General features: G+C 66.1%; 19 protein-coding genes and 1 pseudogene. 13 read left to right on the top strand and 7 right to left on the bottom strand.

Annotation, left to right across the window (positions count from 1 at the left end; all coding sequences use genetic code 11):
- Entirely contained in the window at positions 1-459 is a 459-nt protein-coding gene (locus tag AWC07_RS13885) for a VOC family protein (protein ID WP_085105108.1), read from the bottom strand.
- 253 nt (positions 460-712) lie between these two features.
- Between AWC07_RS13885 and AWC07_RS13880 the strand changes: the two genes are divergently transcribed.
- Positions 713-892, top strand: a complete 180-nt coding sequence (locus AWC07_RS13880; RefSeq protein ID WP_036412088.1) for a hypothetical protein — start codon at positions 713-715, stop codon at positions 890-892.
- A gap of 1034 nt (positions 893-1926) precedes the next feature.
- A complete protein-coding gene (locus tag AWC07_RS13875) occupies positions 1927-3456 on the top strand; it encodes an Ig-like domain-containing protein (protein WP_036412090.1) in 1530 nt (509 codons plus the stop codon).
- A gap of 112 nt (positions 3457-3568) precedes the next feature.
- On the opposite strand, the gene AWC07_RS13870 is transcribed toward AWC07_RS13875, so the two are convergent.
- Complete coding sequence (locus AWC07_RS13870) at positions 3569-4690, bottom strand: citrate synthase 2 (protein WP_036420246.1); 1122 nt, start codon at positions 4688-4690, stop codon at positions 3569-3571.
- Between the two features lie 91 nt (positions 4691-4781).
- Between AWC07_RS13870 and pdxH the strand changes: the two genes are divergently transcribed.
- Both pdxH and AWC07_RS13860 read left to right on the top strand, forming a co-directional pair.
- Positions 4782-5408, top strand: coding sequence for a pyridoxamine 5'-phosphate oxidase (gene pdxH / locus AWC07_RS13865; RefSeq protein ID WP_139829697.1), 627 nt, complete (start codon positions 4782-4784; stop codon positions 5406-5408).
- A 464-nt stretch (positions 5409-5872) separates the two neighbouring features.
- Positions 5873-7168, top strand: coding sequence for a citrate synthase (locus tag AWC07_RS13860; RefSeq protein WP_036420243.1), 1296 nt, complete (start codon positions 5873-5875; stop codon positions 7166-7168).
- 39 nt (positions 7169-7207) lie between these two features.
- Here AWC07_RS13860 and AWC07_RS13855 read toward each other — a convergent pair whose 3' ends face one another.
- A complete protein-coding gene (locus AWC07_RS13855) occupies positions 7208-8773 on the bottom strand; it encodes a phytoene desaturase family protein (protein WP_036420249.1) in 1566 nt (521 codons plus the stop codon).
- Positions 8774-8803: 30 nt separating this feature from the next.
- On the bottom strand, positions 8804-9067 hold the full coding sequence (locus AWC07_RS13850) for a DUF2630 family protein (RefSeq protein ID WP_036415571.1): 264 nt from the start codon (positions 9065-9067) through the stop codon (positions 8804-8806).
- A 104-nt stretch (positions 9068-9171) separates the two neighbouring features.
- Here AWC07_RS13850 and arfA point away from each other — a divergent pair, with 104 nt between their 5' ends.
- Genes arfA through arfC form a run of 3 tightly spaced genes read left to right on the top strand, consistent with a single transcriptional unit; the run spans position 9172 to position 10928 of the window.
- Positions 9172-10170 carry a channel-forming protein ArfA/OmpATb gene (gene arfA, locus AWC07_RS13845; protein WP_084293605.1) on the top strand — a complete coding sequence of 333 codons (999 nt, stop codon included), beginning with the start codon at positions 9172-9174 and terminating at the stop codon, positions 10168-10170.
- Between the two features lie 12 nt (positions 10171-10182).
- Complete coding sequence (gene arfB, locus AWC07_RS27605) at positions 10183-10338, top strand: channel accessory protein ArfB (protein ID WP_167380074.1); 156 nt, start codon at positions 10183-10185, stop codon at positions 10336-10338.
- Positions 10335-10928 carry a channel accessory protein ArfC, sunset domain variant gene (gene arfC / locus AWC07_RS13840; protein WP_036415574.1) on the top strand — a complete coding sequence of 198 codons (594 nt, stop codon included), beginning with the start codon at positions 10335-10337 and terminating at the stop codon, positions 10926-10928. Before arfB ends, arfC begins: the two co-directional genes overlap by 4 nt.
- 13 nt (positions 10929-10941) lie before the next feature.
- Here arfC and prrB read toward each other — a convergent pair whose 3' ends face one another.
- Together prrB and prrA are read right to left on the bottom strand one after the other, a co-directional pair.
- Complete coding sequence (gene prrB, locus AWC07_RS13835; RefSeq protein ID WP_036415577.1) at positions 10942-12282, bottom strand: two-component system sensor histidine kinase PrrB; 1341 nt, start codon at positions 12280-12282, stop codon at positions 10942-10944.
- Positions 12283-12993 carry a two-component system response regulator PrrA gene (gene prrA, locus AWC07_RS13830; RefSeq protein WP_084293606.1) on the bottom strand — a complete coding sequence of 237 codons (711 nt, stop codon included), beginning with the start codon at positions 12991-12993 and terminating at the stop codon, positions 12283-12285.
- Between the two features lie 445 nt (positions 12994-13438).
- On the opposite strand from prrA, the pseudogene AWC07_RS28750 reads away from it, so the two are divergent.
- Positions 13439-13606: pseudogene (locus tag AWC07_RS28750) on the top strand (ABC transporter transmembrane domain-containing protein); the annotation flags it as partial.
- A gap of 140 nt (positions 13607-13746) precedes the next feature.
- Here AWC07_RS28750 and AWC07_RS13820 read toward each other — a convergent pair.
- Entirely contained in the window at positions 13747-15273 is a 1527-nt protein-coding gene (locus tag AWC07_RS13820; RefSeq protein WP_051508085.1) for a carboxyl transferase domain-containing protein, read from the bottom strand.
- A gap of 26 nt (positions 15274-15299) precedes the next feature.
- Between AWC07_RS13820 and AWC07_RS13815 the strand changes: the two genes are divergently transcribed.
- The 5 genes from AWC07_RS13815 to AWC07_RS13795 form a co-directional block, all read left to right on the top strand.
- On the top strand, positions 15300-16031 hold the full coding sequence (locus AWC07_RS13815; protein WP_036415583.1) for an enoyl-CoA hydratase: 732 nt from the start codon (positions 15300-15302) through the stop codon (positions 16029-16031).
- 5 nt (positions 16032-16036) lie between these two features.
- On the top strand, positions 16037-17155 hold the full coding sequence (locus tag AWC07_RS13810) for an MBL fold metallo-hydrolase (RefSeq protein ID WP_139829695.1): 1119 nt from the start codon (positions 16037-16039) through the stop codon (positions 17153-17155).
- A 76-nt stretch (positions 17156-17231) separates the two neighbouring features.
- On the top strand, positions 17232-18824 hold the full coding sequence (locus AWC07_RS13805; protein ID WP_036415586.1) for a serine hydrolase: 1593 nt from the start codon (positions 17232-17234) through the stop codon (positions 18822-18824).
- The gene (locus AWC07_RS13800) at positions 18821-21208 is read left to right on the top strand and encodes a cation-translocating P-type ATPase (RefSeq protein WP_036415589.1); all 2388 of its coding nucleotides are present in this window, start codon (positions 18821-18823) and stop codon (positions 21206-21208) included. Before AWC07_RS13805 ends, AWC07_RS13800 begins: the two co-directional genes overlap by 4 nt.
- A gap of 262 nt (positions 21209-21470) precedes the next feature.
- Positions 21471-22136 (top strand): PPE family protein (locus AWC07_RS13795; RefSeq protein WP_085105107.1); only part of this gene is annotated, 666 nt, incomplete at its 3' end.

Below are 22136 nucleotides of genomic sequence, written 5' to 3'. Positions count from 1 at the left end.
CTAGCCGGTTGCCTGCGCGGACATGGCCTCTTGAATCTCCGCCATGCTGAGCTCCCGGACGGGTTGCCCCAGTGACCAGTGGTGGCCGAACGGGTCGGCGACTACTCCGTATCGATCGCCCCAGAACTGGTCTGCCAACGGGATTACCACGGTGGCACCGGCGTCCACTGCCCGCTGGAACTTGGCATCGACCTCGGTGACAGTCAGGTGGATGGTGACCGGGGTTCCGCCCAGTGACCTCGGTGTCGTCGACTTGCCACCGCAGCTTTCCGGGAAGTCGTCGTTGAGCATCACCACGAAGCCGTTGATGCGCAGCGCGGCATGGATGAGCGTGCCATCGGGGCCTGGTACCCGACCCAGCTCGACGGCGTCAAAGGCCTTGACGTAAAAGTCGATCGCCGCCGCGGCGTCGTCGACGACGAGGTGGGGGGACAATGCGGGTTCCACGGTGATTGCCACTTTGTTCGCTCCTTTGGATAGTTGGTATCGCCCGCGCGGGGCTCACAGGTACTGACCGAACGTGGCGGCGATTTTCATCGCGCAGCGTCGGCGACGGCAGGAGCGCCTGCCGTCACGAGCCCAGGCGGTGGGGGAAGCATGGGTGTCGGCGATATCAGCGTCGAGCAGTGCATCGAGGAACTGCGGACGGCGGCGCAGCGCTTACTGACTGGCACTACTCGCCACCACAAGGAGTGGACTCGGCCTTTCGATAGTGGCTGTCGCGAACTACCGGCGGATTTCGGCCAAGGCGGCCGTCGGCGCGGCCGTTGTGCTGTTCGTGCTGCACGCCATGTTCCACGTCTGGACGGCCGCCGTCCCGCTGCCGCGCCGACGCTGCCGGTCTTTGCGACTCATGTCGGCGGCGGATACCTGGTTGACCGACGGCGCGTGATCAGTTGATTACGGATACTTTTGGTATCACCATGAGCACTATTGGATCTCGACACGGGTGCTTTTCGGTGTCAACACGAATACTTTTGCATCACAACGTCGGGTCGAGCGACACCACAAGCCGTGCTGAATACCCCGACGGTCCTGCCTCACATCGTCTTTGTGAGCGACCAACCGGCCCCCTGGCCAATGCTCGACAGGAGTGTTCCGCCAAGACTGGACGGCTACCACGAATCGGCAACCCGGGCCGGCTCCGTGCCTGGTTGGGCAATGCTGAAAAGAATGTCGAACAACCACGGGCTACCAGAACGGTAGCGCAGCGAAACTCATTGTGCGGCTGAGTACCTCGGCCACTGTTCACACTTGGCACGTCCACCGGGCACGGGTTCACCTACATAGGCGGAGGCTTCCATTGAAACGATGCTCATCGCCTGTGAAAACGCTGGCTCTCGACGGAGTGCGCAGCGATATCAGCTGCTCGCCACGGAGTTTCGGATTGCGGGGAGCCAATCGACAGCTGTCCACCGTTGATCGCCCCGAGTGAATAAGCGGCAGGTTCGAATGCGTGCGCGGTCCGCTCTCTTCAAACGTACGATAGAAATGCCGTTGCATGTCAACACCTTTGGCGAAGGCATAACGATTTCTCGGTCACCTTTCAAAGGGCTCGTCGAAAGAGTGGAGGGTTGGTCCTGGCGCCGAGATCATCGAAGGCAGGCAGTTGCGACGGTGCGCCGTTCGCGGCGCGGGACGCATCGCCTCGCCTCCGAGCGGGTGCCTCGTCGAACTCGGAAACTGATTGAAAGTGCCGGCGGGACACCCGAAGGCGATTAGGTCAGCTAACCCAAAGTCGGATATTGACAATAGCTCTCGCGGCGCGGCAAACTTCGCTCGGCATTCGCACCTAGGGGTCAAACACCGCTGATGTCCGATGCGAAATGCGACCCGAAATGCTACGGCAAGCGACCACGAGCACCCGAATTATCCACTGGCAGTTCAACAATCACCGGCTCACTAATGGATGCACGAGGAGAATCCATGGGTTATGCCAGGCGTATCGGCGGCGTCGGGGCGATAACCGCTGTTCTGCTGGCTGGCACCACGCCGACCAATCCTACGGTCGGCTACGCTGCGCCAACGGATTCGGGTTCATCAGCGGGCGAGTGGGCCGACGTGCCGTCACCGCCAGCCGGGTCGGACACCTCGGCGGCTGCGCTGCCGGGCGCGATAGCCGGGGTGCCGGGCGCGACAGCCGGGGTGCCGGGCGCGGCGGCTGCGGTGCCGGGCGCGGCCCTGCCAGGCGTCAGTGCGCAACCGGTCGACCCCGGCAGCATTCCCGATGACCTGCTCAACGCCGTGATCGATTTTCTGGCCGCGATTCGTAACGGGGTGGTGCCCGTCCTGTTCAACCGGACTCCGGTCGCGACCCCCCAACAGGTCAGTATTCCCCTGAACGGCAGCACCGGCCCCGTCGCATTCACGGCCTTTGACCCCGACGGCAACAGGATGACCTTCAAGGTCAATCCGCGGGGTACACCCGGCGGACCGCAGCACGGCGTTGTCAGCATCAACCAACAAACAGCCAGCTTCACCTATACGGCCGATCCGGGTTTCGTCGGCGACGACACCTTCACCGTCGCCGTCAGTGACGACACCAGCCTGCACGTGCATGGTCTGGCGGGATACCTGGGTCCCTTCCACGGGCACGACGACGTCGCGACCGTGACCGTCTTCGTGGGTGGCATCCCGACCACGACGATAAGCGGTGTCTTCAGCATGCTCACGTACAACATTGCCGGGCTGCCCTTCCCGCTGTCCAGCGCAATCTTGCCGCGCTTTCTGTACACCAAACAGATTGGGCAGCGGCTCAATTCCTACTATGTCGCCAACGTCCAGGAAGACTTCGCCTACCACGATTTCCTGGTCAAGAAATCGGATATGCCCAGCCAGACACCGCCCAGCCCGCCCACGTTGCTGTGGCCTATCGGAGTGCCCTTCTCTGACGGACTTAACACCCTCGCGCAGTTCAAGGTGAAAAGGCTCGACCGGCAGACGTGGTGGCAGTGCAGCGCCGACAACTGCCTCACCGCAAAAGGCTTCAGCTACAGCCAGCTGCAGCTTCCGGGCGGTGAGACTATCGACCTCTACAACATGCATACAAACACCGGCGGCGGCGCGTTCACCAATGCCAGCCTCGATCAGATCACCAACTACATCCAGCAGAATTCGGCGGGCCGCGCGGTCATCGTCACAGGCGACTTCAACGCCCTGTACTCCGACGACCAAAGTGCCCTTCTGCAATTCGCCGCGAACAACTCCCTCACCGACGCGTGGGTGCTGGTGCAGGGTGGCCCCACCAGCCCACCCTTCGCGCCCACGTGCCTGGTGGGGAACGAGTGCGAGTTGCTGGACAAGATCTTCTATCGAAGCGGTCAGGGAGTGACGTTGAAGGCGATCGGTTACAGCAACGAGGCGCCGAAGTTCTTTAATTCCAACGGACAGCCGCTGTCGGATCACAGTCCGCCCATGGTCACCTTCCAGTACACCGCGGACAACGTGGGTCCCTAGCGACGCAACTGTCGGTGGCGGCTGGTGACTTTCGGCGCCTGACGACAGCGGGCAACCGGGGGAGCGGCTGCGAGGTGTGAGGGCGGCCCTTCGCGTCGAATCAGGCGTCGAATCAGGCGCTGGTGAGAACCTGGTCCCACCCTGCGACAGATTCCGGGCTGCGCGGGCCCGGCCCGACATAAATGGCCGACGGCCGGACCAGCTTGCCGAGTCGCTTCTGCTCGAGGATGTGCGCACACCAGCCCGCGGTGCGCCCGCAGGTGAACATTGCCGGCATCATGTTGGCCGGCACCCGGGCGAAGTCTAGGATGACGGCGGCCCAGAACTCCACATTGGTCTCGATCGCCCGGTCCGGGCGGCGTTCCCGCAGCTCGGCCAGCGCAGCCTGCTCCAGCGCCATGGCGACTTCGTGGCGCGGTGCGCCTAACCGCTCGGCCGTTGCTCGCAACACCCGCGCCCGCGGGTCCTCGGCGCGGTAGACCCGGTGCCCGAAGCCCATCAGCTTGTCGCCACGATCCAAGATCTTCTTCACCAGACCGCGTGCGTCGCCGGTGCGCTCGACTTCTTCGAGCATCGGCAGGACCCGCGCCGGCGCCCCGCCGTGCAGCGGTCCGCTCATCGCGCCGATCGCTCCGGACAGCGCTGCTGCGACGTCTGCACCGGTGGAGGCGATCACGCGTGCGGTGAACGTCGAGGCGTTCATACCATGCTCGGCCGCCGACACCCAGTAGGCGTCGATGGCTTCGATATGCCTGGGGTCCGGCTCGCCTTGCCACCGGGTCATGAAACGCGCTGTCACAGTTGAGCATTCGTCGATGACTCGCTGCGGCACGGCCGGTTGGTAGATGCCCCGCGCGGACTGTGCGACGTAGGACAACGCCATCACCGACGCACGGGCCAGCTGTTCGCGGGCCGTGCGATCGTCGATGTCGAGCAATGGCGCGTACCCCCAGATGGGGGCCAGCATTGCCAGTCCCGCTTGCACATCGACCCGCACATCGCCGGTGTGGATGGGCAACGGGAACGGTTCGGCGGGCGGCAGCCCACGGCCGAATTCGCCGTCCACCAGCAGTGCCCACACGTCGCCGAATGCGACCCGTTGACTCACCAGATCTTGGATGTCGACGCCGCGGTAGCGCAACGCGCCGCCGTCTTTATCCGGCTCGGCAATCTCGGTGGTAAAGGCCACCACGCCATCAAGACCAGGGATAAAATCTTCCGGGACCACAGTCATAGGCAAATTCTTGCACCCCACCTCCCAGCGGACGCTACCGGCTGGTAACGACACCGGTAGCGTTGACACGATGACAGGTCATCTGGCTGGAATGCGGGTGGAGTACGGGTCCGTGGAGAAGGACGGAAGTCCCGACCTGGATGAAGCCTGGCTTGCCGACGGATGGCTGGCTTTGTTCCGCACCTGGCTTGCCGAGGCTGAACGCGCCGGCGTCGCCGAGCCGAATGCCATGGTGCTGGCTACCGTCGCAGCGGGCCGCCCGGTCAGCCGATCGGTGCTGTGCAAGGGCGTGGACGAGATGGGGGTCACCTTTTTCACCAGCTACGAGTCGGCCAAGGGCGCCGAGCTGGCGGCTGTGCCTTATGCGTCGGTGACGTTTCCCTGGTTTCAGCTGGGCCGACAGGTCCACATCCGCGGCCCGGTGAGTCGGGTTGATCCCCGAGTGAGCGAGGAGTACTGGTCCGAGCGGCCGCGCGGGTCGCAGCTGGGAGCATGGGCGTCGCACCAGTCGCAGCCGATCGCGTCGCGCGCGGCGCTGCTCGATCAACTTGCGGAAGTGACTGCGCGGTTCGCCGATGTGGAGCGCATTCCGGTTCCGCCGAACTGGGGCGGTTACCTCATTGGTCCTGAGGTGGTGGAGTTCTGGCAGGGCCGGGAAAACCGGGTACACAACAGGATCCGGGTCACTGGCGGTCATATCGAGCGGCTGCAGCCCTAGCGGGCCGGACGATGCGCGCGGCGCAGCGGCGAGGTGTGCGATGCGCGCCGACGACGCGACCCGCGAAGCGGCATAGGGGCGGATAGCTCTCATAATCAAGCCGCTGGCGGGCCGAGTGTGCACTGGTGGTTTTGACTGTGAGCTGACGGTGGCCCAAGGGCCTCAGGGTCGCCCGGAGCGCACACTCGACGCCATGGATGCACACTCGAGGCCGTAGGTGCACACTCGTCGTCGCAAGCGCACTCGTCGTCGCAAGCGCACGCTCGCCGCCGTGACCGCATGCTCGAGACGCCGCAAGTGCGCGAAGGCCTACCCGCATGCGCGGACAAGCCCGGAAAGACCCGACAAGCGCCGCGTGACCGGTAGATTCGACCCCGGGCAGGCGCACCGTCGTGTTAACGGCTACCTTCACCTATACGCACCGAGTGGGGCTGCCATATCAGCCAGAGCGCAAAGGGGTTCTCGTGGCCGACACCGATGACACCGCAACTCTGAAGTACCAGGGTGGCGAGATCGACCTGCAGGTCGTCCATGCCACCGAAGGTGCGGACGGTATTGCGCTCGGTCCGCTGCTCGCCAAGACGGGACACACGACATTTGACGTCGGCTTCGTCAACACCGCCGCCTGCAAGAGCTCCATCACCTACATCGATGGGGACGCCGGCATTCTGCGCTACCGCGGTTACCCGATTGACCAACTGGCGGAGAAATCGACCTTCATCGAGGTCTCCTACCTACTGATCTACGGCGAACTGCCCACCCCCCACCAGCTGGCCGAGTTCACCGGCCGCATCCAGCGGCACACGATGCTGCATGAGGACCTCAAGCGGTTCTTCGACGGCTTCCCGCGCAACGCGCACCCGATGCCGGTGTTGTCCAGTGTGGTCAACGCGCTCTCGGCGTACTACCAGGATGCCCTGGACCCGATGGACAACAACCAGGTTGAGCTGTCGACCATCCGCTTACTGGCCAAGCTGCCCACCATTGCTGCCTACGCCTACAAGAAGTCGGTCGGCCAGCCCTTCCTCTACCCGGAGAACTCGCTGACGCTGGTGGAGAACTTCCTGCGGATGACGTTCGGCTTGCCGGCCGAGCCCTACCAGGCCGACCCCGAGGTGGTGCGGGCGCTGGACATGCTGTTCATCCTGCACGCCGACCACGAGCAGAACTGTTCGACATCGACGGTGCGGCTGGTGGGCTCGTCGCGGGCCAACCTGTTCACCTCTATCTCCGGCGGCATCAACGCGCTGTGGGGCCCGCTGCACGGCGGCGCCAACCAAGCGGTGCTGGAAATGCTCGAGCAGATTCGCGAGAGCGGCGACGACGTGAGCGAATTCGTCCGCAAGGTGAAGAACCGCGAGGCCGGCGTCAAACTCATGGGCTTCGGCCACCGCGTCTACAAGAACTACGACCCACGCGCCCGGATCGTCAAGGAACAGGCCGACAAGATCCTGTCCAAGCTGGGCGGCGACGACTCACTGCTGGGCATCGCCAAGGAGCTCGAAGAGGCGGCGCTGACCGACGACTACTTCATCGAGCGCAAGCTCTACCCGAACGTCGACTTCTACACCGGCCTGATCTACCGCGCACTCGGTTTCCCGACTCGGATGTTCACCGTGCTGTTCGCGCTCGGCCGGCTCCCGGGTTGGATCGCGCACTGGCGGGAGATGCACGACGAGGGCGACAGCAAGATCGGTCGCCCACGTCAGATCTACACCGGCTATACGGCGCGCGATTACGTGGCCATCGACGGGCGGTAAGTGCCGCTAGTCGAGTGCTAGTCGAGTGCTAGTCGAGTGCTAGTCGAGTGATGCCAACACCGCCATGGCGGCGTTGTGCCCGCCGATGCCCGACACCGCGCCGCCGCGGCGGGCACCCGAGCCGCACAGCATGATCCGTTCGTGGCCGGTGGCCACCCCCCATTGCCGGGCCGGTGTGTCCAGCGGCTCGTCGTCCTCGGCGAACGGCCACGACAGGGCGCCGTGGAAGATGTTGCCGCCGGTCATGTGCAGCGTGTGCTGCAGGTCCAGCGTGGTGGTGGTCTCGATGCATGGCCGGCCGTCCGCGTCGGCCAGCAGGAGATCCTGAATAGGTTCGGCCAGAACCGAATTCAGTGACGCGAGCACGGACCGCGTCAGCTGGCCGCGGACGGTGTCCGGGTCGGCGCCGGAGCACAGCGAATGTGGCGTATGCAAGCCGAACACGGTCATGGTGTGCACTCCCGCGTCGCGCAGCCGGTCCGACAGGATGCTGCGATCGGTCAGCGAATGGCAGTACGCCTCGCACGGCAACGGGTCGGGCAACCGCCCGCCGGCTGCGTGTGAATACGCGGTGCCCAGCTGGGTCAAGGTCTCGTTGACGTGCAAGGTCCCGGCGAAGGCCTGATCCGAGGTGACGCTGGGGTCCCGCAACCGGGGTAGTCGGCGTACCACCATGTTCACCTTGACCTGTGCGCCGGGGGCCAGCGAGGGCTCCGGTTCGCCCAGGAGGTCGGCGAGCACTGCCGGTGTGACGCCGGAAAGCACGAACCGGCCCCGGATCGCATGCTCGTCGCCGCCCGCGCGGTAGCGCACCTCCCCGGTGGGCTCCACCGCGAAAACCTCTGCGCCAGTGGTTATTTCGGCACCGTGTCGGGCGGCCGCAGCGGCCAGGGCCGACGTCACCGAACCCATGCCGCCGACCGGAACGTCCCAGTCTCCGGTCCCCCCGCCCAGCACGTGATACAGGAAGCAGATGTTCTGCGTCAGCGACGGGTCATCCAGTCGGGCGAAGGTGCCGATCAGCGCGTCGGTCGCAATCACCCCCCGGACCAGGTCGTGAGCCACCGTGTCGGTAATGGCGTGCCCGATCGGCTCGTCGATCATGGCCTGCCAGGCGCTCGCCGCTACACGGCCGCCGCGGTCCACGACGTCGCGGCGTGCCTGCTCGCGGGTGCGCAACGGCTCGATCAGCGTCGGCCAGAGCCGTTCGGTTACCAGTCGGCAACGGCGGTAGAAGGCGGCAAAGCCATGCTCATCAGCCGCGGCGCCGATCGCAGCGAATGTGCGCGCGCCGTTCGGCCCGACGAGCAGACCGGAACGCCCGGCTATAGCCGGGTCCGGCGTATACGACGAATAGGGTCGACGGGCCAACCGCACGGGCGCGCCCAGGTCGTCGATGATGCGCTTCGGCAACAGGCTGACCAGGTACGAATACCGCGATAGTCGGACCTCGACGCCCGCGAAGGCCTGCGCCGACACCGCGGCCCCGCCGGTGTGGGACAGCCGCTCCAGCACCCGCACCGAAAGCCCCGCCCGGGCCAGGTAACCGGCCGCGACCAGGCCGTTGTGACCGCCGCCGACGACGACGACATCGAATTGCCGCATGGTGGTGTCGACAGGCAGCACGGATCGGTGCTAGCCGAGGTAGCCCTCGACCTGGCCGCCGGGCCGCAGGTGTGCCTCGCGCGGGTCACCACCGGTTTCGCGCAATGCCCGCCGCTGCCGCAGCAGGTCCCAGCACTGGTCGAGTTCGATTCCGATGCGGCGCAGTTGCTGATGCTCATCGGACTCGGTGATGTCACCCTGCTGCAGCCGTGCACGCAGCGCTTTCTCCTCGGCGACCAGGTCGCGGATCTGCGCCAGGGTCTCGCTGTCCGTTGGTTTGCTCCCGCCAGCCATTGCTCCAGTGTGCCTGACATTGGCAGTTTCGCCGCTGGACAGTCGGTAGGCTGCATATCGCCTGAGGGCGGGACAGATACTTTTCAACGGCGAGAGGCAGGGCGATGGTGGGTACCCAGCCGGTCTCAGACATACCGCCCGCACCCACCCACGCGCGGAGATTGCGTCGGCGCCCGCTCGGTGTCGCCTGGCTGATCGCGCTGGCGGTTATTCCGTTGCTGATCGCGGCAATCGGTTACGGCGCATTCGAGCGCCCCACGTCGGTCACCGGGCCGGCCGGTGACCTGCCCACCCTGACAACGACCAGTAGCACGTCCAGCGCCTCCGACGTGTCATGGTCGCTGCTTTCAATCAGCCGCAGCGGCAACACCATTACGCTTATCGGCGATTTTCCCGACGACAATTCCAAGGCGGCGCTACTGGCGGCGCTCAGAAACGTGCTGACACCGGGCGTCACCGTCATCGACCAAATCCGTATCGATCCCCTGGTCCATGCCCTCGATTTCGCAAACGCAGAACCGGTTTTCACCGCCGGTGCCGCTATCCCGGACTTCAGCGTCAAGGTCGGGGGCAACACCGTGACCTTGTCGGGAACCGCCGCGTCGCCCGACCAGAAAGACGCGGTGGAGCGTGCGGCCAAAACCGCTTGGCCCGGAGTCAATGTCGCGAACAACATCGAGGTCAAGGCGCCGGCTCCGACGCCAGGCGCCAGTCCACCGCCAGCCTCCGGCGCCCCCGGCCCTTGTACCGACTTGCCGGCGGTCATCAATGCTCTGACTGGCGGCGCGATTGCCTTCAAGAACGATGGGGTCAGCCTGACCCCCGCCGACAACCAGATCCTGAGCCAGGTAGCCGCCAAACTCAAGGTCTGTCCGGACGCACACGTGACCGTCAACGGCTACTCCGACAACGGCGGCGGCGAGGGCATCAACTTTCCGTTGAGTGTTCAGCGAGCCACCACCGTCGCCGACTTCCTCGCTGCCCAGGGAGTTGCCCGCGATCACATCACCGCCCAGGGCTACGGTTCCGCCAATCCCATAGCTAGTAACGACACACCTGAGGGCCGCGCCAAGAATCGCCGCGTCGAAATCGTGGTCAGCTAAGGAGAATCCAGCGTGGATTTCGTGATCCAATGGTTGTACTACCTGGCTGCCTTCGTGGCAGGTTCGGCTCTGGCATGGGTGATCGCCACCGTCTTCCTCAAGCCCGTCGGCCAAGAACAGCAAGAACGGCAAGTACACGAGCCCCATGAGACGGAGGCGGCGCCGTGACGGCCCACGTGCACTGGTGGCTGGTGGGCCTGGCTTTCGCCCTCGGCATGCTGCTGACTTTCACACTGATGGTCGGTCCCGTCAAAGACCAACAGCCACAACACAAGTCGGGCATCATGCCGCAACGGCCGGCGAAGAAGGCCGCTGGCGCCGAAGCGCCGTCAAAAAAGGCAGTCGCCCGCAAAGGCGCACCGGCGAAGAAGGTCCCGACCGCCAAGAAGGTGCCAAGACCCGAGACCGCCGATGCGGAAAAGGCGGCAATGCAAGAGATCGCAGCTGCGAAAGTCTCCCCGGCGCAGCAGGTCCCGGACGCGGCGGAGTCGTCGGCCGAGCAGGCCGTGGTAATCGGGGAATCTTCGCCGCAATCCCCGGCGCGGTTTGCCCCCTATGGCCCGGGTTCCGCGCGCGCCGGCGCCGACGGCAGCGGACCGAAGGGATGGCTGGTCAAGGGCCGCACGGATACCAGGCTCTATTACACCTCCGACGATCCCGACTACGACGCGACCGTGGCCCAGGTCTGGTTCCAGGACGAGGGCGCCGCGGCACGGGCCTTTTTCACGCCGTGGCGCAAGAGCGCGCGACGGGAGTGAAATCGGCGTCCGTTCAGCTCGGGCCGGGAAGCTTCAGCAGCAGGCGCGCGCCGCCGAGTGGGCTGTCCTCCAAAGATGCGGTCCCGCCGTGCAGCTGAGCCTGCTGCGCCACCAGCGCCAGCCCGAGACCGGATCCCGAGTGGGACGCCGTCGATCCGCGGGAGAACCGCTCGAATACCACTTCGCGCTCTTCTTCGGGTATTCCGCTGCCGTTGTCGTCGATGGCGATCTCGACGCCGGCCCGGGAACTGACGGCCGACAGCTGCACCCGGGTGGCGCCGCCGTGTTTGACGGCGTTGGCGATGGCGTTGTCGACGGCCAGCCGCAGCCCGGCCGGCAGCCCCACGATGATGCAGGTCGGTGACGGCACCAGCGACACGTCGAGGTCCGGGTAGATGCGCATCGCATCGTGGGCCGCGCGGTCGAGCAATTCGGTGATGTCGACCGGCACATGGTCTTCCGAAGTGGACAATTCCCCTTGAGCCAGCCGCTCGAGTGCGCTGAGGGTGGCTTCGATGCGCGACTGGGTGCGGATCACGTCGTTGAGCACTTCTTTGCGTTGGTCTTCGGGCAGGTCGAGGGTGGACAGCACCTCGAGATTGGTCCGCATCGCGGTCAACGGAGTGCGCAGTTCGTGGGAGGACACCGCGGCGAAGTCGCGAGCCGACGCCAGTGCCTCCTTGGTGCGGATTTGCTCGTTCCAAATGCGCTGCAGCATGCCTCTCATCGCCTCGGCGATCTCGATGGCTTCGCTGGCGCCGTGCACCTCGACCCGCGGCGCCTCGTCCCCGGCGTCGATCGACCGCGTTTGTTCGGCCAGCTGTTTGAACGGCCGCACCGCGAACACGGCCAGCAGCCAGGCGAACACCGCTGCCGCGCCGATGGCGAAGGCACAGATCAACAGCACCCGGCGGTGCAGGTTGTTGGTCTCGGCGATGGTGGCGTCATAGGTCGCGCCCACCGCCACCGACGTCGGCTCGGGCCCCGGGATCTCCACCGTCCGCACCCGGTAGCGCACTCCGCCGATGTAGGTGTCGGCGTAGTCCTTTTGCAGTTTGGGCAAGGTGATGTCGGAATTCGACTTGACCAGGTCACCGCGGCGGACCGTGATGAGGGCGTCGCGGTCGTTGGGGGAGCGCGGGATTTCGTCGAGGCCGCGCGGCACGAAGGGGATCGCGAAGCCCGCCGCCTCGTCCAGGCGGCGGTCCAGCCGCTCTTTGCGGTCGTTGGTGATCCCCACCCAGACCACCGTTCCGACGATGAGCACCGGGATCGCGGCGCCGATCGCCGTCGCGACCACCACCCGCGTCCGCAACGAAGGCGTACGGGCAAAGATCCGCGACAGGATGTTCACTCACTGCATCCTGAGCACGAAGCCGACGCCGCGCACGGTGTGCAGCAGCCGGGGCCCGCCGTGGGCCTCCAGCTTGCGGCGCAGGTAGCCGATGAACACGTCGACGACGTTGGTGTCGGCCGCGAAGTCGTAGCCCCACACCAGCTCCAGCAGCTGCGCGCGGGACAGCACCGCGGTCTTGTGCTCGGCCAGGACCGCCAACAGGTCGAACTCGCGTTTGGTCAGGTCGACATCGACGCCGTTGACCCGGGCCCGGCGGCCGGGGATGTCCACCTCCAGCGGGCCTACCGTGATGGTTTCCGAGGAGGACGTGGCGGTGGAGCCGCGGCGGCGCAGCAGCGCCTTCACCCGTGCCACCAGTTCTGCCAGCACGAACGGCTTGACCAGGTAATCGTCGGCACCGGCCTCCAGGCCGGCCACTCGGTCGTCGACCGAGCTGCGCGCCGACAGCACGCAGACCGGCACGTCGTTGTCCATCGCGCGCAGCGCCGTGACCACGCTGACGCCGTCCAGCACGGGCATGTTGATGTCGAGCACGATCGCGTCCGGGCGGGTCTCGGTGGCGCTGCGCAGGGCCTCGGCGCCGTCGACGGCGGTCGAGACCTCGAACCCCGACAGCCGCAGGCCGCGTTCCAACGAGGCCAGGACATCGGAGTCGTCGTCGACCACCAAGACCCGAGGTGAGCTCACACCAGTCTCCATGCCGCTCATTTTGCCTGATTGTTGCGCGTGGCGGTGGGACGCCGCCCGCCGGGTCGCTTGAGCCGGTCCGGCGGCTTACCGCCAGCCTGCTCGACTCACCTCGACGACGACGCCGATCCGCGGCGGCGGTGCCGCCGACCTCGCCGACACTCTCGTCGCCCGCGGACACCGGGTCACCGTGCTGGGCGCGGGCGAATCCGCAACGGCGGCACGGTTCATCGCGCTGTGGGATCGGGTGACACCTGACCGGCTGGGCGAAGTGCCGGCATGTCATCATCGAAACCACGTGGCAGGTTGGGACATTCGGCGTCCTAACCGGCACTAACCGGCATTTGTCGTTGCAGGTTCGACATTTCGGCGCCATCTTTTCGCACCGGGATCGGTAGACGAATTCGTCGTGGCTGAAGTGAGGTGCGCGCCGGGGGCGGCGGTGCGGCGTTCGTCGCCCGCCATCGCCATGTCGTTTCACCAGCGACGGCAGTCCGGCCAGTTGGTGGCGCGGATTATGAACGATCTCAGCACAATTCGCGATTTGCTGTCATTCGGCGCGGTATTCATGATGCTCAACCTGCTCCAGATCACCGTGGCGACGGTGTGTCTGCTGGTGATGTACTGGCCGATCATCTCGCATCGGCTCGACGCGGCCGAGGGCGCCGACCGGGTGCTGTTACTCGACGAATCGGGCCGGATCGTCGCCGACGACGTGCCGGGCAATGTCGTGGGGCACGGCCACCCGAGATAGCTGGTACCCGGCGCCGAGACTCATACCACGGCGTCGTTGTGCGGCGGTGTGTCGGGTGCGTGGCTTACGTGTCGCGGCGGCAACCCGATGCGCCGATAGCGCGCCAACCGGGCGGCCATGCGTTCGGCGTCGGGAACCGACCGCAGCGCATAGATCTCGGCCGCGATGGCGCGCGACAGCCTTCGGGCGAACTCGACCGGCTCCGCTGCGGCGTCGGGATACTCCGGCACGATGACGTCGACAATGCCGGCGGCCAGCAGGTCTGCCGACCGGACACCTTGGGCCGCAGCGAGCTCGGCGGCGTGTGCGGTGTCGCGGAACACGATCGCGCTGGCACCCTCCGGCGGCAGCGGGGCCAGCCAGCCGTGCAGCGCGGCCAGCACCCGGTCGGCGGGCACCATCGCCAGCGCCGGTCCACCGCTGCCCTGGCCCAACAGCACCGACACCGTCGGGGTGTCCAGTGTGACGAGGTCGGCAAGGCTCTGGGCGATCTGTCCGGCCAGGCCACCTTGCTCGGCTTCGGCCGACAACGCGGGTCCGGCGGTGTCGATCACCAGGACCAGCGGCAACCGCAACTCGGCGGCCAGCGCCATGCCTCGCCGGGCTTCGCGCAGCGACGCGGGACCGACGAGACCGCCGACGACTCGTTGCTGGCCCAGAACCACCGCCGGCTGGCCGCAGAAGCGAGCCAACGCCAGCAGCGTCGTCGCCGCTTCGCCATAACCGGTACCCGAGAGCAGCACCCGGTCGGTGGCTCCATCGCGCAACAACCGCGCCACACCCGGCCGGTCGGGCCGTCGTGACGCCACCACCGAGTCCCAGGTGGGCACGTCGGGCACCGGCTCGGGCTGCGCCAGCGCCGGCGGCGGCTCGGGAGCATCGGTGAGCACCGTCAGCGCCCGATCCACCGTGCGGCGCAGCTCGTCGAGCGCGACGACGCCGTCGATCACGCCATGGCGTTGCAGATTCTCCGCGGTCTGGACACCGGAGGGAAAGGGTTCGCCGTAGAGCAGCTGGTACACCCTGGGACCCAGGAAACCGATCAGGGCTCCCGGTTCGGCGACGGTGATATGACCCAGCGAGCCCCACGACGCGAAAACCCCGCCGGTGGTCGGATTGCGCAGGTAGACGAGGTAGGGCAGGTGCGCCTGCTTGTGCAGCCTGACGGCCGCGGCGATCTTCACCATCTGCAGGAAGGCGACCGTGCCCTCCTGCATCCGGGTGCCGCCGGAACTCGGCGACGCCAGCAGCGGCAGGCGCTCGGCGGTGGCTCGCTCGACGGCGGCGGTAATCCGTTCCGCCGCGGCAACCCCGATCGATCCGGCGAGGAAGTCGAACTCGCACACCACCACCGCGACCCGGCGCCCGAAGATACGTCCCTCGCCGGTCAGCACCGATTCGTCGCGGCCGGTGGCGGCCCGGGCCCGGGCCAGATCACGTGCGTAAGACTCCGACACCGGCACCGGCAGCGGGTCGGCATCCCAACTGGTGAACGAGCCCTCGTCCAGCACCGCGTCGCGCAGTTGATCGGTCGTGATACGACTCACCCGATGAGGCTATATAGGCTGGCGCCATGATCGGTATCACCCTGGCCGAGGCCGTGATGACAATTGAGTTGCAGCGCCCGGAGCGCCGCAACGCCCTGAATTCCCAACTGGTGGAGGAGTTGCGCGAGGCCATTCTCAAAGCCGGTGACGGGTCGATCCGCGTAATTGTGCTCACCGGCCAGGGCACGGCATTCTGCGCCGGAGCAGACCTGTCCGGAGACGCATTCGCCGCCGACTACCCCGACCGGCTCATCGAGCTGCACCGGGTCATGGACGCAACTCTGATACCGGTGATCGGCGCCATCAACGGTCCGGCCATCGGCGCGGGCCTGCAGCTGGCCATGCAGTGCGACCTGAGGGTTGTCGCGCCGGAGGCGTTCTTTCAGTTTCCGACGTCCAAATATGGTCTGGCGCTGGACAACTGGAGCATCCGCCGGCTCTCCTCGCTGGTCGGTCACGGACGCGCCCGCGCGATGCTGCTGGCCGCGGAGAAGCTGACCGCGGAGATGGCGTTGCACACCGGAATGGCCAACCGGATCGGGATGCTGGCCGACGCGCAGGCCTGGGCCGCCGAGATCGCCGGCCTGGCGCCGCTGGCAATTCAGCACGCCAAGCGGGTGCTCAACGACGACGGCTCCATCGAGGAGCCCTGGCCGGAGCACAAGGAATTGTTCGACAAGGCCTGGGGAAGTCAAGATGTGATCGAGGCGCAGGTCGCGCGCGTGGAGAAGCGCCCGCCGAGGTTTCAGGGGGAATAGTCGTGGTGGTGCGCCGAGCGCTGCGACTGGCCGCCGGCGCGGCCTCGCTGGCGGCCGGTGGCTGGCTGGTACGGGCCTTGCACGGCGCGCCGGCTGCGCTGGGGGCAAACCCCGCGACCATCCGCGCTGTTTCGGAGGGGTCGCCACACTACCGGGACGGCAGCTTCGTCAACCTCGACCCGGGGTCCATCTACGTCATGGGTCGTGAGGAACTGCGGCTCATCATTTGGGAGTTCGTGGGTAATCGCGCTGGCAGCCGGCCCGCCAAACCGATCCCGCTGGCCGCCCCGGAGGTCTACAAAGGTGACGCCAGCCGGCTCGCCGTCAGCTGGTTCGGTCACTCGACGGCTCTGGTGGAAATCGACGGATACCGGGTGCTGACCGATCCGGTGTGGAGCAACCGGTGCTCGCCCTCGGATCTCGTCGGGCCCCAGCGGCTGCATCCGCCACCGGTGCAAGTGGAGGGCCTTCCGGCTGTCGATGCGGTGGTGATCAGCCATGACCATTACGACCATCTCGATATCGACACCGTCATCGCGCTGACCCGCACCCAGCGCGCGCCGTTCTTCGTGCCGCTCGGGGTGGGTGCCCATCTGCGGGCGTGGGGCATTCCCGAGCAGCGCATCGTCGAACTCGATTGGCAGCAGAGCGGCCAGGTTGACCAGCTCAGGATCGTCTGTATGCCGGCACGGCACTTTTCGGGACGCTTCCTGAGCCGGGATAACACCTTGTGGGCGTCGTGGGCGTTCATCGGTCCCAGCCATCGCGCCTACTTCGGCGGTGATACCGGCTACACCAAGAGCTTCGCCCAGATCGGCGCGGACCACGGGCCGTTCGACCTGACGCTGATGCCGATCGGCGCCTACAACACCGCATGGCCGGATATCCACATGAACCCCGAGGAGGCGATCCGGGCGCATCTGGACGTCACCGATTCCGGCGCGGGGCTGTTGGTGCCGGTGCACTGGGGCACCTTCCGGCTGGCTCCGCACCCGTGGTCAGAGCCGGTCGAGCGGCTATTGGCGGCTGCCGAGCCCGAGCGGGTCAAGGTGGCGGTGCCGCTGCCGGGTCAGCGGGTAGATCCGGCCGGGCCGTTGAGATCCAACCCGTGGTGGCGGCTTTAGCTCGAGCGCGTTGCGCCCGGCCGCGTGTCACGTCGCTCCCGCGGCGCGATTCGGCACCGGGTTAGAGTGAGCGGCCATGACGAGACGCGCGGCGACGGCCGCATTAGTTGGGATGTTGCTGGCGCTGGTGGCATGCGGGCCCGCGCAGCGGGCATCCGGCCCGACGTCGGCGCTGTCGGAAGTCCCGCCCAATGAGGTTTCGGGCCTGGACATTCCGGCCGGGCGCATCGATGAGGCGGTAGCCAAGCTCGACGGCCTGATCGGCGAGCTGATGAAGACCAGCGGCATCCCCGGTATGGCCGTGGCCGTTGTCCACGGTGGAAAGACGTTGTACGCGAAGGGTTTCGGTATCAAGGATGCCAGCAAGGCCGACGGGCAAGACAACCGGGTGGACGCCGACACCGTCTTCCAGCTGGCATCGGTGTCCAAGTCGGTGGGTGCGACGGTGGTGGCACACGAAGTCAGCAGCAACGTGGTCAGCTGGGATACGCCCGTCGTCGCCAAACTGCCGTGGTTCGAACTCGGCGATCCCTATGTCACCAGCCAGGTGACCATCGCCGACCTCTACTCCCATCGCTCCGGATTGCCGGACCATGCCGGTGACCCGCTGGAGGATCTGGGTTACGACGGGCAGCAGGTGCTGGAGCGGCTAAAGTACCTGCCGCTGGCCCCATTTCGGATCAGCTACGCCTACACCAACTTCGGCGTGACCGCCGCGGCCGACGCGGTCGCGGCTGCGGCCGGCAAATCCTGGGCGGAGCTGTCCGACGAGGTGCTCTACCGGCCGCTGGGAATGACGTCCACCAGCTCGCGGTTCGCCGATTTCCTGGCCAGACCCAACCACGCGGTCACCCACATCAAGGTCGGCGACAAATGGGAGGCCCGTTTCCAGCGGGATCCCGATGCCCAAACGCCCGCGGGCGGGGTCAGCTCCTCGCTCAACGACATGACTCGCTGGCTGACCATGGTGCTGGCCAACGGCACCTACAACGGCCAGCAGATCACGTCGCCGGAGGCGCTCTTGCCGGCCATCACACCGCAAGTGATCTCGACGCCCGCGCGGCTGCCGAAGGCGCGGGCGGGCACCTACGGTTACGGATTCAATGTGTCGGTGAACTCGTCGGGTCGCACCCAGTACGGTCATTCCGGCGGATTCGGGTTGGGGGCCGCGACTAATTTCACGGTGATGCCTTCTGAAGACGTCGGCATCATCGCCCTGACCAATGCCGCGCCGTACGGAGTGCCGGAAACGCTGACGGCCGAATTCATGGACCTGCTGCAGTACGGGCAGGTGCGCGAGGATTGGGCGAACCTGTACCGGCAGCAACTTGCCCCGCTGAACAACCCGGAGGGGGCGCTGGTCGGCAAACAGCCTCCGGTCAGCCCCGCGCCGGCGCGGCCGTTGAGCGACTACGTCGGGGTCTATGCCAACGACTACTGGGGTCCGGCCACCGTGACCGAACATGACGGCCAGCTGCAGCTGGCGCTGGGGCCGAAGGACCAAACATTCACGTTGACGCATTGGGACGCCGACACTTTCGCTTTCCCGCTGTCGACCGAAAACGCCTTACCCGGATCCATTTCCAAGGCTGTCTTTTCCGGCTTTCCCGTGGCCGCCCTGAACCTCGAATACTACGACGCCGACAAGCTGGGAACGTTTACCCGATGAGTGCCGCGCCCGGCTTGACCGATGCCGAAGTAGCGCAACGGTTAGCCGAGGGCAAGAGCAACGACATCCCGGAACGGACCACCCGCAGCGTCGCGCAGATCATCCGGGCCAACGTGTTCACCCGGATCAATGCGATCCTGGGCGTGCTGCTGGTGATCGTGTTGGCGACGGGCTCGGTGATCAACGGGCTGTTCGGTCTGCTCATCATCGCCAACAGCATCATCGGCATGATCCAGGAGCTCCGGGCGAAGCAGACGCTGGACAGCCTGGCGATCCTGGGGCAGGCGAAACCCTTGGTGCGCAGGCGATCCGGTACTCAGAGCCGGTTGCCAAGCGAAGTCGTGCTGGACGACATCATCGAACTCGGTCCGGGAGACCAGATTGTCGTCGACGGTGAGGTCGTCGAGGACAGCAACCTCGAGGTTGACGAATCACTGCTGACCGGTGAGGCGGACCCGATCGCCAAAGATCCCGGTGACACGGTGATGTCGGGCAGTTTCGTCGTCTCCGGCACCGGGGCCTACCGCGCGACCAAGGTGGGCCGGGAGGCGTACGCGGCCAAGTTGGCCGCCGAGGCCAGCAAATTCACTTTGGTGAAATCCGAACTGCGCAACGGTATCAACCGGATTCTGCAGTTCATCACCTATCTGTTGGTGCCGGCGGGACTGCTGACCGTCTACACGCAGCTGTTCACCACGAAGGCCGGGTGGCGGGAATCGGTGTTGCGGACGGTTGGCGCCCTGGTGCCGATGGTGCCCGAAGGTCTGGTGTTGATGACGTCGATTGCGTTCGCGGTCGGCGTCATCCGGTTGGGCCAACGCCGATGCCTGGTGCAGGAATTGCCCGCCATCGAGGGGCTGGCCCGGGTCGACGTGGTGTGTGCCGACAAGACCGGCACGCTGACCGAGACCGGTATGCGGGTATCGGAGGTCCGTGGACTGGGCGGCGCTGAGGACTGTTTGGGGGACGTGCTGGCTTCGCTGGCTGTCGCTGACGCCCGACCCAACGCCAGCATGCAGGCGATCGCGGCGGCCTGCCAGTCGCCGCCCGGCTGGATCCTGACTGCGACCGCGTCTTTCAAGTCTGCGACCAAATGGAGCGGTGCCTCGTATCGCGACCACGGCAACTGGGTGATCGGCGCGCCCGATGTGCTGCTCGACTCGGGATCGGCGGCGGCTGAGCAGGCGGAGCGCATTGGGGCGCAGGGGTTGCGGGTGCTGCTGCTGGGTGCATCCGACGTCGCCGTGGACCACCCCGATGCACCCGGACGGGTCACCCCGGTCGCTCTCGTGGTGCTCGAGCAGAAGATCCGGCCCGACGCCCGCAAAACGCTTGAATACTTTGCCGACCAAGGCATTTCAGTGAAGGTGATCTCCGGCGATAACGCCGTGTCGGTCGGGGCGGTCGCCGGCAAGCTCGGGCTGCGCGGCGAAGTGCTGGATGCGCGTCAACTCCCCACCGAGCCCGCGGAACTGGCCGATGCGTTGGAATCCTTCACCACGTTCGGCAGGGTGCGTCCCGACCAGAAGCGAGCCATTGTGCATGCCCTGCAGTCGCACGGGCACACCGTGGCGATGACCGGCGACGGCGTCAACGACGTGCTGGCCCTCAAGGACGCCGACATCGCGGTGGCGATGGGGGCGGGTAGCCCGGCATCGCGCGCGGTAGCGCAGATCGTCTTGCTGGACAACAGGTTTGCCACCCTGCCTTACGTTGTCGCCGAAGGCCGCCGGGTGATCGGCAATATCGAACGGGTCGCGAATCTGTTTCTGGCCAAAACGGTGTATTCGGCGCTGCTGGCCTTGCTGGTGGGGATCGAGTGCTTGCTTGCCAAGCCACTGGGGGCCGATCCGCTGTTGTATCCGTTCCAGCCGATCCATGTGACCATCGCGGCGTGGTTCACCATCGGCATTCCGTCGTTCATCCTGTCCCTGGCGCCCAACAACGAGCGCGCCTATCCCGGCTTCGTTCGACGCGTGTTGACCTCTGCGCTGCCGTCCGGACTTGTCGTGGGCACGGCGACTTTCGTTTCCTACCTCGTGGCCTATCCTGGCCGTCACTCGACATGGCCTGAACGGACGCAAGCCTCAACCGCGGCCCTGATCACGCTGCTCGTGACCGCGCTATGGGTACTCGCCGTGGTGGCACGGCCCTACCAATGGTGGCGTCTGGGACTGGTTGTGGCCTCGGGCGCGGCCTATTTGGTGATCTTCAGCCTTCCGCTGGCGCAGCAGAAGTTTTTCCTGGACCCGTCGAATCTCGTTGTGACGTCGATTGCCTTGGGTATCGGCGTGCTGGGGGCCGGGGCGATCGAGGCGACGTGGTGGATTCGGGCCAGGGTGCTTGGTATCAAACCGCAGGTATGGCGGCGACCGGAAAAGTAAGCGACGGGCACGTCAATATGGACGGACGTCAAAGGCGTGGCATGACGGGTGTATAAAGACTTTACATTTCGGGGCTATCCAAAAATGTTCTTTGTCGACGTCTATTTTGCCGGAAACGCGAAATTCTTGCCGCGCTCGCCGTATGCTGACGGGAAAATCCGCTTGACGGCAACCGGCTGAATCCCGGTGACCGCCGGATTGTCGCAGGCAGTGATCGATGGGTGGCCCCGATGCGACGGCCACCTGGGAGAGGTTGCCGCGAATGAATTTTTCGGTCTCGCCACCGGAGATCAATTCGGCCCGCATATTCAGCGGTGCCGGACCAGGCCCGATGCTGGCCGCGGCGGCGGCCTGGGACCAGCTGGCCGGCGAGCTGGGATCGGCCGCATCCCAATTCTCGTCAGTGACCTCGGCGCTGGTGGGTTCTTCCTGGCAGGGCCCGGCGTCGGCGGCGATGGCAAGCGTCGCCGGAAGCTATCTCGGATGGTTGTCCTCGGCCGGGGCGCAAGCGGTGCAGGCGGGTGGTCAGGCTCGGATCGCCGCGGCCGCATTCGAGGCGACCCGCGCAGCCACGGTGCACCCGGCAGCGGTTTGGGCCAACCGTTCTCAGCTGGTTTCGCTGGTCGCCTCCAACCTGCTCGGCTTCAACGCGCCCGCGATCGCCGCCGTCGAGGCCGCATATGAGCAGATGTGGGCCCAGGATGTGGCGGCCATGTTCGGGTATCACGCCGGTGCTTCGGCGGCCGCGTCGGCGTTGACGCCGTTCATCCAATTGGTGCAGAACCCCGTCGCCGCCGGCGAGGCGCTCGTCGCGGCCCTGCAAGCAGCCGTCTACCCTCCCGCCGGCCGGGTGAGTGTTTTTAATGCGGGGTTGGCGGATGTGGGGGTGGGTAATGTTGGTTTTGGGAGTGTGGGTGATGGGAATGTG

The sequence above is a fragment of the Mycobacterium gastri genome (genome assembly GCF_002102175.1).
GTDB lineage: Bacteria > Actinomycetota > Actinomycetes > Mycobacteriales > Mycobacteriaceae > Mycobacterium > Mycobacterium gastri.
This window is presented reverse-complemented; position numbering and strand designations above follow the sequence as displayed.

What these genes read in the sequence shown, in the direction of transcription:
- AWC07_RS13875 (WP_036412090.1), top strand. Translation starts at nt 1,927, where the DNA reads ATGGGTTATGCCAGGCGTATCGGCGGCGTCGGGGCGATAACCGCTGTT.
- AWC07_RS13870 (WP_036420246.1), bottom strand. Translation starts at nt 4,690, where the DNA reads ATGACTGTGGTCCCGGAAGATTTTATCCCTGGTCTTGATGGCGTGGTG.
- pdxH (WP_139829697.1), top strand. Translation starts at nt 4,782, where the DNA reads ATGCGGGTGGAGTACGGGTCCGTGGAGAAGGACGGAAGTCCCGACCTG.
- AWC07_RS13855 (WP_036420249.1), bottom strand. Translation starts at nt 8,773, where the DNA reads ATGCGGCAATTCGATGTCGTCGTCGTCGGCGGCGGTCACAACGGCCTG.
- AWC07_RS13850 (WP_036415571.1), bottom strand. Translation starts at nt 9,067, where the DNA reads ATGGCTGGCGGGAGCAAACCAACGGACAGCGAGACCCTGGCGCAGATC.
- arfA (WP_084293605.1), top strand. Translation starts at nt 9,172, where the DNA reads ATGGTGGGTACCCAGCCGGTCTCAGACATACCGCCCGCACCCACCCAC.
- prrA (WP_084293606.1), bottom strand. Translation starts at nt 12,993, where the DNA reads ATGAGCGGCATGGAGACTGGTGTGAGCTCACCTCGGGTCTTGGTGGTC.
- AWC07_RS13815 (WP_036415583.1), top strand. Translation starts at nt 15,300, where the DNA reads ATGATCGGTATCACCCTGGCCGAGGCCGTGATGACAATTGAGTTGCAG.
- AWC07_RS13805 (WP_036415586.1), top strand. Translation starts at nt 17,232, where the DNA reads ATGACGAGACGCGCGGCGACGGCCGCATTAGTTGGGATGTTGCTGGCG.
- AWC07_RS13800 (WP_036415589.1), top strand. Translation starts at nt 18,821, where the DNA reads ATGAGTGCCGCGCCCGGCTTGACCGATGCCGAAGTAGCGCAACGGTTA.